Origin of the sequence: Allostella sp., assembly GCF_041913585.1 — a bacterium.
GTDB lineage: Bacteria > Pseudomonadota > Alphaproteobacteria > ATCC43930 > Allostellaceae > Allostella.
This window is the reverse complement of the sequence record NZ_JAYSFE010000094.1, coordinates 1-8,317: the sequence shown is the minus strand read 5'-3', so window position 1 is coordinate 8,317 and position 8,317 is coordinate 1. Positions and strand designations below refer to the sequence as shown.

The following is an 8,317-nucleotide window of genomic DNA, read 5'->3' as shown; positions in this document are numbered from 1 at the left end:
CCCGGCACCACCAGCACCTTGGCCTCGGCGAGGCCCAGCATGAAGCGCAGCTCGCGCTCGCGGAAGATCGGCATCAGCGGGTTGCTGACGGCGCCGATGCGCATGGCGGCGAGGTGGAGGGCGGTGAACTGCCACCAGTTGGGGAGCTGCCAGGAGACGACGTCGCCCGGCCCGACGCCGAGCGCCGCCAGCGCCGCGGCGATGCGGTCGACGCGCGCCGCCAGTTCGCCATAGGTGAGCCGGCTGGCCTGCCCGGTCGCGGAATTGTGGTCGACGACCGCGAGCCGGCCCGGCGCCTCGGCGGCCCAGCGGTCGAGATCGTCGAGGACGGTACGGTCGTGCCAGAGGCCCGCCGCGCGCATCGCCTGCGCGCGCTCGGGCGTCAGCATCGAGCGGATGGCGGCCACGGCCAGGCCCTCCGCCCGATCAGAGGTTCGATTCCGGCGGAAACGCCGGCTTGCGCTTCTCGCGATGGGCGGCCAGCCCTTCCTTGACGTCGGGCGACTGCCAGCCGAGGAACTCCAGCGCCAGCGAGGTGTCGAAGATCGGACCCGCCTGGCGCAGCCAGTTGTTGAGGGCGTACTTGGTCCAGCGGACGGCGTGCGGCGCGCCTTCGGCCAGCCGCGAAGCGACGGCGACCGCCTTGGCGTCGAGTTCGGCATCGTCGACGGCGAGCGAGACGAGGCCGATGCGTTCGGCCTCCGCACCCGATAGCGGCTCGCAGGTCATGAGGTAGTACTTGGCCTTGGCCATGCCGCACAGCAGCGGCCAGATGATCGCGGCATGGTCGCCGGCGGCGACGCCGAGCCGGGTGTGGCCGTCGATCAGGCGGGCGTCGTTGGCGGCGATCGAGACGTCGGCCAGCAGGCCGCAGACGAGGCCGGCGCCGACCGCCGGGCCGCGGATCGCGCTGACGATCGGCTTCGAGCAGTGGATGATGTTGTAGACGAGGTCGCGCGCCTCCTTCCAGTTGGCGGCGCGGGTGTGGAAGTCGGCGATGATGTTCTCGATCATACCGAAGTCGCCGCCGGCGGAGAACGCCTTGCCCTCGCCCTGCAGGATCACCGCCGAGACGCCGGGATCGGCGTCGATCTCGCGCCACAGGCCGGTCAGCTCGCCATGCATCACGGCGTCGGCGGCGTTGAGCTTGCCCGGGTTCGACATGGTGACGCGCAGCACCCGCGGGTGCGGCCAGTCGAACTTGAGGCGCTGGTAGCGGGCGTAGCGGTCGTCCCGGGCGGCGGCGTTCATGGGGCTTCCTCCGACGTTTCTATGAATTGAACGAACGTTCACTCGGCGCGATACTGCGACAAGCGATGGCGAAAAGTCCATCGACCTCGAAGGGTGGAACCATGCCGCAACTGCCTCCGGGCGCCGTCTGGGCACCCGACGCCGATTTCGTCGCCCGCAGCAACTGGCAGGCGTTCCTCGATGCCGAGGGCATGGCGGACTACGACGCCATGGCGGCGCGGGCGGATGCCGACCCCGACTGGTTCTGGGGCGCGCTCCTGCGCTACCTCGACCTCCCCTTCGCCACGCCCTGGCACCGGCTGCGGGACGACTCGCGCGGCCTGCCCTGGGTGCGCTGGTGCGTCGGCGGCACCACCAACCTCGCCCTGGCCGGCCTCGACCGCCACGTCGCGGGCGTCCGCTCGGCCCATCCGGCGATCGTCTGGGAGGGCGAGGACGGAAGCGTCCGCCAATGGAGCTACGCCGAGCTCGGCCGCGAGGTCGACCGACTGGCGCGCGGGCTGGCGGCGCTTGGCATCGGTCCCGGCTCGCCGGTCGGGCTCTACATGCCGATGGTGCCCGAGGCGGCGGCCGGCTTCCTGGCGCTGGCCCGGCTCGGCGCGATCGTGCTGCCCCTCTTCTCCGGCTTCGGCGCCGGCGCCATCGCCACCCGCCTCGGCGATGCCGAGGCGGTCGCGGTCCTGTGCGCGGACTCCTCCCTCCGCCGCGGCCGGCGGGTGCCGATGAAGGCCGAGATCGACGAGGCGGCGCGACTGGTGCCCAGCCTCCGCCACGTCGTCGTCCTGCACCAGGGCGGCGAGGCGCCATCGATGCAGCCCGGCCGCGACCATTGGTGGGAGGCGCTGCCGGACGGGCCGGCCGCGCCCACCCGGCCGCTGCCGGCGGACGCGCCGCTGCTCGTCGCCTACACGTCCGGCACGACCGGCCGGCCCAAGGGCACCGTGCACACCCATGTCGGCTTCCTCGCCAAGACGCTGCTCGACTTCCAGCTCGGCTTCGACATGAAGCCGTCCGACCGCCTCCTGTGGATGACCGACATCGGCTGGCTGGTCGGCCCGATCCAGATCGTCGCCGCGACGGCGCTCGGCGCGACCCTGGTGCTGGCCGAGGGCACGCCCGACTTTCCGGAGCCCGACCGGCTGTGGCGCCTCGTCGCCCGTCACCGCGTCAGCTTCCTCGGCCTCGGGCCGACGATCGCCCGGCTGATGGCGCGGCAGGGCGACGAAGCGCCGGCGCGGCACGACCTGTCGTCGCTGCGGCTTGCCGCCTCGACCGGCGAGCCCTGGGACGAGCGCGCCTGGATGTGGGTCTTCCGCCACGTGCTGGGCGGCACCCGGCCGCTCCTCAACTATGCCGGCGGCACCGAGGTCGGCGGCATCCTCGCGACCAACGTGCTGAAGCCGATCAAGCCCGCCAGCTTCAACGGTCCCCTGCCCGGCAGCGGCGCCGACATCGTCGACGAGGCCGGCCGCAGCGTGCCGCCCGGCACCGTCGGCGAGCTGGTGATGCGGGCGGCCCCCATGGGCATGACCCAGGGCCTGTGGCGCGAGCCGGAACGCTACATCGAGAGCTACTGGTCGCGCCTGCCGGGGATCTGGGTGCATGGCGACTGGGCCTCGCGCGATGCGGACGGATATTGGTACATCCACGGCCGCTCCGACGACACGATCAAGCTCGCCGGCAAGCGCACCGGGCCGGCCGAGATCGAAGCGGCGATGCTGGCGACGGGCCGCGTCGCCGACGCCGCCGCGGTCGCCCTGCCCGATCCGGTGAAGGGCCAGGCGGTCGCCTGCGTCGTGGTGCCGGCAGCCGGCGAGGTCGACGACGACCGCTTCCGCAAGACGCTGTCCGACGCCGTCGCCGAGGCGATGGGCGGTGCCTTCCGCCCATCCCGGGTGCTCGCCGTCGCCGACCTGCCGAAGACGCGCAACATGAAGACGATGCGCCGCGTCGTGCGCGCGGCTCTCACCGGCGAGGATCCCGGCGACCTTTCGACCCTGGTCAATCCGGAGGCCCACGCCGCGATCCGCGCGGCGGCCCTCAGAGAATGAGCAGGTCGGCGATGCCGATCTCCTGCGGCCGCACGCCGAGGAGGACGGCCCAGCTTCCGGCCCCGAGATCGAGGATCGTCGACTGGCCGGTATCGTGGGCGCGGGCCTGGAACGTCGCCTCGTCGACGATGCCGAGTTCGGCCGCGAACTGAAGCCGGTCGGTGCCGGGCGCGAAGTCCGAGACGACATCGATCGCACCGTCGGCGCCCAGCACGAAGCGGTCGGCGCCGTTGCCGCCCAGCAGCGTGTCGGCGCCGAGATCGCCTGCCAGCACGTCGTTGCCGTCGTCGCCGAAGAGAAGGTCGCCGCCCTGGCCGCCGCGCAGCAGGTCGGCCCCCGAGCCGCCCTCCAGCCGGTCGCCGTCGGCGCCGCCGTTCAGCGTGTCGGCCCCGCCATCGCCGAGGATCGTGTCGGCGCCGCGATCGCCGTTGAGCAGGTCGCCACCGTCGCCGCCGAGGATCCGGTCGTGGCCCTGGCCGCCCCAGACCGTGTCGTCGCCGCCGGCCGCGCCCGCATCGTCGTCGCCCCGGACGGTGTCGTCGCCGGTACCGCCGGCAAGGAAGTCGGCGCCGCCCATGCCGAGGATGCTGTCGTTGCCTCCGAAGCCGGCGAGGATGTTGGCGGCGCCGTTGCCCTCGAGAACGTTGGCGCCGTCGTTGCCGTCGCCGTTGCGCTCCTCGGCGCCGAGCAGCGTCAGGTTGGCGATGCCGTCGGGCAGGCGCAGCGAGGCATGGCTCGACAGCCGGTCGATCGCGTCCTCGGGCACGAGGGCGGCGGCTTCCTCGTGCGTCGCCACCTCGCGCGACGCGCCACCCGCGACGGGGGCCGGGCCGGGGTCGCGCTCCACCGTCTCCGGCGCGACCGTCCAGGCCCAGCCGACCGGCGTCGGATCGGGGTTCCCGGCGGCATCGATCGCCCGGGCCTCGAAGAGATGGGCGCCGGCCGCCAGCCCGACCAGGAGGACCGGGTCGCCGACCTCCTGCCAGACGCCGCCGTCGAGCCGCCCCTCGAACCGCGCCCCGGCCTCGTCGGCGGCGAGGTCGAGGACGGCGATCGCAGCCGCCGAGATCGCCGGCGGCCCGGAGAGGATCGCCGTCGCCGGCGGCTGGCGGTCGTCGCCGACGAACCACGCATGGGCGGCCGGGGTCGGATCGGCATTGCCGGACGGGTCGACGGCGCGGACCAGGAGCTGGTGGGCGCCCGGGGCCAGCCCCTGCATGACGAGCGGGTTGAGCACCGTCAGGAACGGGCCGCCGTCGAGCGCGACCTCGAACGCGGACTGCGCCTCGTCCGACGCGAAGACGAAGCTCGCATCGGTGCCGGCGCCGGTCGCCGGCGGGCCGGAGAGGATGCTGGTGTCGGGCGGAACGGTGTCGGCCGACGGGCCCTCCACGGCCCAGTCGTAGACCGCGGGCGTCGGGTCGACGTTGCCGGCCGGGTCGGTGGCGCGGACGAGGAGGCGGTGCGAGCCGGGCGCCAGCCCGGCGAAGGTCGCGGTCCCGTCCGATGCCGTCCAGGCGCCGCCGTCGAGGGCGGTTTCGTAGGCCACTCCCGCCTCGTCGGAGGCGAAGACGAACCCGGCCGATGTCGACGGATCGACCGGCGGCGGGCCGGTCGCGACGAAGGTGTCGGGTGGCACCGTGTCGGCGCCGGGATCGACCCCGCTGAGGACCGCGAAATCGAGCGGGCTGGCGCTCGCGGCCGTGCGCAGGTCGACGAGCAGGCGCGTGCCCTCGGGCGTGCCGTCGGAGATCCAGAGCTCGCGGCCGGTCGTCCCGTCGTCGGCGCTGAAGACCAGGCGGTCCCCGACGACGACCAGCGACTGCGGGTCCGAGCCGTTCAGGCCCGGGGCAATGTCGGCGACCCGGCGGGTGCCGTCGGCGCTGCCGTCCGAGCGCCACAGTTCGCGCCCGGCCGCCGCGTCGATCGCCGCGAAGTAGAGGATGCCGTCGAGCACCGCGAAGCCGCCCGGAGAGGACGAGAGGCCGCTCGGGAGAATGTCCGACACGAGCGTCGCTGTGGTGCCGTCGAAGCGCCAGAGTTCCTCGCCCTCGGGCCCGCCATTGGCGGAGAAATAGAGGGCATCGTCGTAGAAGGCGGGCGCGCCGGCGGCCGACCCGGTGGCCCCGGCCACGATGTCGACGGCGAGTGTCGTTCCGGCCGCGGTGCCGTCCGTCGCCCAAAGTTCGCTGCCGGCGACGCTGTCGGCGGCGGCGAAGTGGAACCGGCCGTCGAGCCAAGCGCCCGGCTGGTCGGTGACGGCGACGCCCGCCGCCGACAGCCGCTCGGTTCCGGCCTCGGTCCCGTCGCTGCGCCACAGGCCGCGATCCCCCGCCGCGCCCGCGACGAACAGGAGATCGCCGTCCGGCGTCGCGCCGACCGCGACCGGCTCGGACCCCGCGTCGCCGGGGAGGAGATCGCGCACCATCCGGGCGGCCGCCTCGCCCGGGCGCGCCAGCCAGAGCTCGCGGCCGTGGGTGCCGTCGTCGGCCGCGAACCATAGCGCGCCGTCGACCGCGGCGAGGCCGGTGCCGCCCGACCCGTCGGTGGCCGCCAGAGGATCGACGACGGCGGTTCCCTGCGTCGTGCCGTCGGTCGACCAGAGCACGTAGCGGTCGCCGTCGAGCCCGAAGAACCACGCCGTCGCCCCGTCGGCGACGGTATCGTAGGGGCCGGCGACATCGCCGAGCAGCGCCGCGCCGCCCGGGGTGGCATCGCTGCTCCACAGTTCCCAGGCCGGCGGCGAGCCGGTCAGCGCGACGAACAGGAGCTTGTCGGCCAATCGCCCTTCCCGATGCTGCCTGTCCGCAATCCGATCATAGGATGCGGATTCAGACAACCCTCAATGGCAATGGCGGCTCACTCGGGCGGCTCGGCGATGCCGCCATGGGCGGACGACCAAGCGCCGGGATCGCGCAGGAAGGCGCGTAGTTCGGCCAGCCGGGCGGTCGGGAACGCCGCGGTGCGCTCGGCCTCCGCCAGCACGTCCCACCAGGTGGCGAGCGCATGGAGGTGCAGCCCGATCGCGGCGAAGCGCTCGGCCACCCCGGGGAAGATGCCGTACTGGAAGACGACGAACGCATGGTCGACCTGCGCCCCCGCCTGGCGCAGCGCGCGGCAGAAGGCGAGCTTGCTGGCGCCGTCGGTGGTCAGGTCCTCGACCAGCAGCGTCCGGGCGCCGGCCGCCGAGATGCCCTCGATCTGGGCGGCCGGTCCGAACCCCTTGGCGCGCTTGCGCACGAACTGCATCGGCAGCATGAGGCGGTCGGCGATCCAGGCGGCGAAGGGCACGCCCGCGGTCTCGCCGCCCGCCACCTGGTCGAGCCGCTCGAAGCCGATGTCGCGGACGATGGTGGCGACCGCGAAGTCGGTGACGGCGCGGCGGATGCGCGGATAGGAGATGAGGCGGCGGCAGTCGACATAGACCGGGCTCGCCCAGCCGCTGGTCAGCATGAAGGGATGGTCGCCCCAGAACTGCACGGCATCGATTTCGAGCAGCATGCGGGCGGTCAGCGCGCGGATCTCGGCCGCGGACGGGATCGTCCCGATCATGCCGCCACCTCGCCGCCGGTCGCTTCGCACAGCGCGAGGTGCAGCAGTTCGGCGCCGGCCCGGAAGTCGGCCATGTCCATCCGTTCCTCGGGGTTGTGGGAGCCCTTGTCGTTGCGGATGAAGATCATCGCCGACGGAACCCCCTCGTTGGCGAAGATGGCCGCGTCATGGCCGGCGCCGCTCGGCACCGTCTCGACCGGCAGGCCGAGCCGGCCGCTCAGCGCCAGCAGGCGCTTCACCATCCCCTCGTCCATGCGCGCTGGCTGGGAATCGAGCCGGCGGTCGAAGACGAACTCGACCTTGCGGGCGCGCTCGATCGCGCGGGCCTCGGTCCGCATCAGGTGGTAGAAGGCCTCCAGCGTGTCGCGGCTCTGGCTGCGCACCTCGAAGCTGAAGGCGGCCTCGCCGGGGATGCGGCTGATGGCGTGCTCGGCCGGGTTGGTGCCGACGATGCCGAAGGTGACGACGAGGTCGAGGCCCTGCTCCTGGAGCACCCGCCAATGCTCGTCGAGCCGCGCCATCAGCTCGGCCATCGCCAGCACGGCGTCGCGGCGCAGCCAGCGCGGCACGGCGCCGGAATGACCGGCCTCGCCGCGGCACAGCACGCGCGCGTGGCGGACGTTGCCGCGGATGCCGGTGACGACCGCGGTCGGCAGGGTGCGCGCCACCAGCACCGGCCCCTGCTCGATGTGCAGTTCGAAGTAGCCGGCGACGGCCGCCGGGTCGAGCAGCCGCTCGCCCGCTCGGATGCGGGCGAGGTCGGCCCCGGCGGCCGCCATCGCCTCGGCCAGGACATGGCCGCCCGAGCGGTGCTTCAGCGCGAGGTCGTCGGCCGACAGCCGGCCGAAGAGCGCCGACGACCCGATGTAGGCCTTGCCGTACCAGGCGCTCTCCTCGCCGCGGATCGCCATCAGCCGCGGCGGCCGGCGTGGCGCCAGCCCGTCCGCCTGCATCCGCAGGAGCGACAGCAGGCCGGCGACGACGCCGGCCGCGCCGTCGAAATTGCCGCCCTGGGGCACCGAATCGAGATGCGAGGCGACGACGACGCACGGCCGGTCGGGCGTCGGCGACAGCCCGTCCGGCGTCGCCGGCAGGGTGATCGCGAGATTGGCGGCGGCGTCGCGGACGGCGATCAGGCCGTGCCGGCGCGCCGTCTCCTCGACGAGGTCGAAGGCGGCGCCCTCGCCGGCCCCGTAGGTCTCGCGCGTGATGCCGACGCCGTCGGCGCCGATCTCCGCCAGGCCGGCGAAGAGCCCGGCCGCGACCGCGTCCAGGTCCACGCCCGGGAGGATGCGTCCTTCCATTCGCGATGATCCCCGATCCCCGGACCGGGCGCAATCGCCGGCGCGTGACAGGCGAGGGCCGCGGCTGGTTGAATGCGCGGCCGAATCAGCCCCCTGCCCAGCCATTCCGGAGGACCGATGTCTCGACCCGATCTCATCCTGCGCGGCGGCGCGGTCATC

Annotated in this window: 6 protein-coding genes; 1 reads left to right on the top strand and 5 read right to left on the bottom strand. The window is 73.7% G+C overall.

The window, feature by feature from the left end:
• Window positions 1-407, bottom strand: a 407-nt coding sequence (locus ACE3Q3_RS16870) for an AMP-binding protein (protein ID WP_374448049.1), incomplete at its 3' end; no start/stop codon positions are given.
• A gap of 19 nt (window positions 408-426) precedes the next feature.
• Complete coding sequence (locus ACE3Q3_RS16865; protein ID WP_374448048.1) at window positions 427-1,251, bottom strand: enoyl-CoA hydratase/isomerase family protein; 825 nt, start codon at window positions 1,249-1,251, stop codon at window positions 427-429.
• Between the two features lie 101 nt (window positions 1,252-1,352).
• Between ACE3Q3_RS16865 and ACE3Q3_RS16860 the strand changes: the two genes are divergently transcribed.
• A complete protein-coding gene (locus tag ACE3Q3_RS16860; RefSeq protein WP_374448047.1) occupies window positions 1,353-3,302 on the top strand; it encodes an AMP-binding protein in 1,950 nt (649 codons plus the stop codon).
• On the opposite strand, the gene ACE3Q3_RS16855 is transcribed toward ACE3Q3_RS16860, so the two are convergent.
• The 3 genes from ACE3Q3_RS16855 to ACE3Q3_RS16845 all read right to left on the bottom strand — a co-directional run bounded on the left by ACE3Q3_RS16855 (window position 3,292) and on the right by ACE3Q3_RS16845 (window position 8,158).
• Window positions 3,292-6,084 (bottom strand): ELWxxDGT repeat protein, encoded by a 2,793-nt coding sequence (locus tag ACE3Q3_RS16855; protein WP_374448045.1) that lies wholly within the window; start codon window positions 6,082-6,084, stop codon window positions 3,292-3,294. The genes ACE3Q3_RS16860 and ACE3Q3_RS16855 overlap by 11 nt on opposite strands.
• Before the next feature lie 77 nt (window positions 6,085-6,161).
• Window positions 6,162-6,854 carry an orotate phosphoribosyltransferase gene (locus tag ACE3Q3_RS16850; RefSeq protein WP_374448044.1) on the bottom strand — a complete coding sequence of 231 codons (693 nt, stop codon included), beginning with the start codon at window positions 6,852-6,854 and terminating at the stop codon, window positions 6,162-6,164.
• Window positions 6,851-8,158 carry a Zn-dependent hydrolase gene (locus tag ACE3Q3_RS16845; RefSeq protein ID WP_374448042.1) on the bottom strand — a complete coding sequence of 436 codons (1,308 nt, stop codon included), beginning with the start codon at window positions 8,156-8,158 and terminating at the stop codon, window positions 6,851-6,853. Before ACE3Q3_RS16845 ends, ACE3Q3_RS16850 begins: the two co-directional genes overlap by 4 nt.
• Window positions 8,159-8,317 lie beyond the last annotated feature (159 nt).

Coding starts and splice junctions, on each gene's coding strand:
- ACE3Q3_RS16865 (WP_374448048.1), bottom strand. CDS start 1,251: ATGAACGCCGCCGCCCGGGACGACCGCTACGCCCGCTACCAGCGCCTC.
- ACE3Q3_RS16860 (WP_374448047.1), top strand. CDS start 1,353: ATGCCGCAACTGCCTCCGGGCGCCGTCTGGGCACCCGACGCCGATTTC.
- ACE3Q3_RS16850 (WP_374448044.1), bottom strand. CDS start 6,854: ATGATCGGGACGATCCCGTCCGCGGCCGAGATCCGCGCGCTGACCGCC.
- ACE3Q3_RS16845 (WP_374448042.1), bottom strand. CDS start 8,158: ATGGAAGGACGCATCCTCCCGGGCGTGGACCTGGACGCGGTCGCGGCC.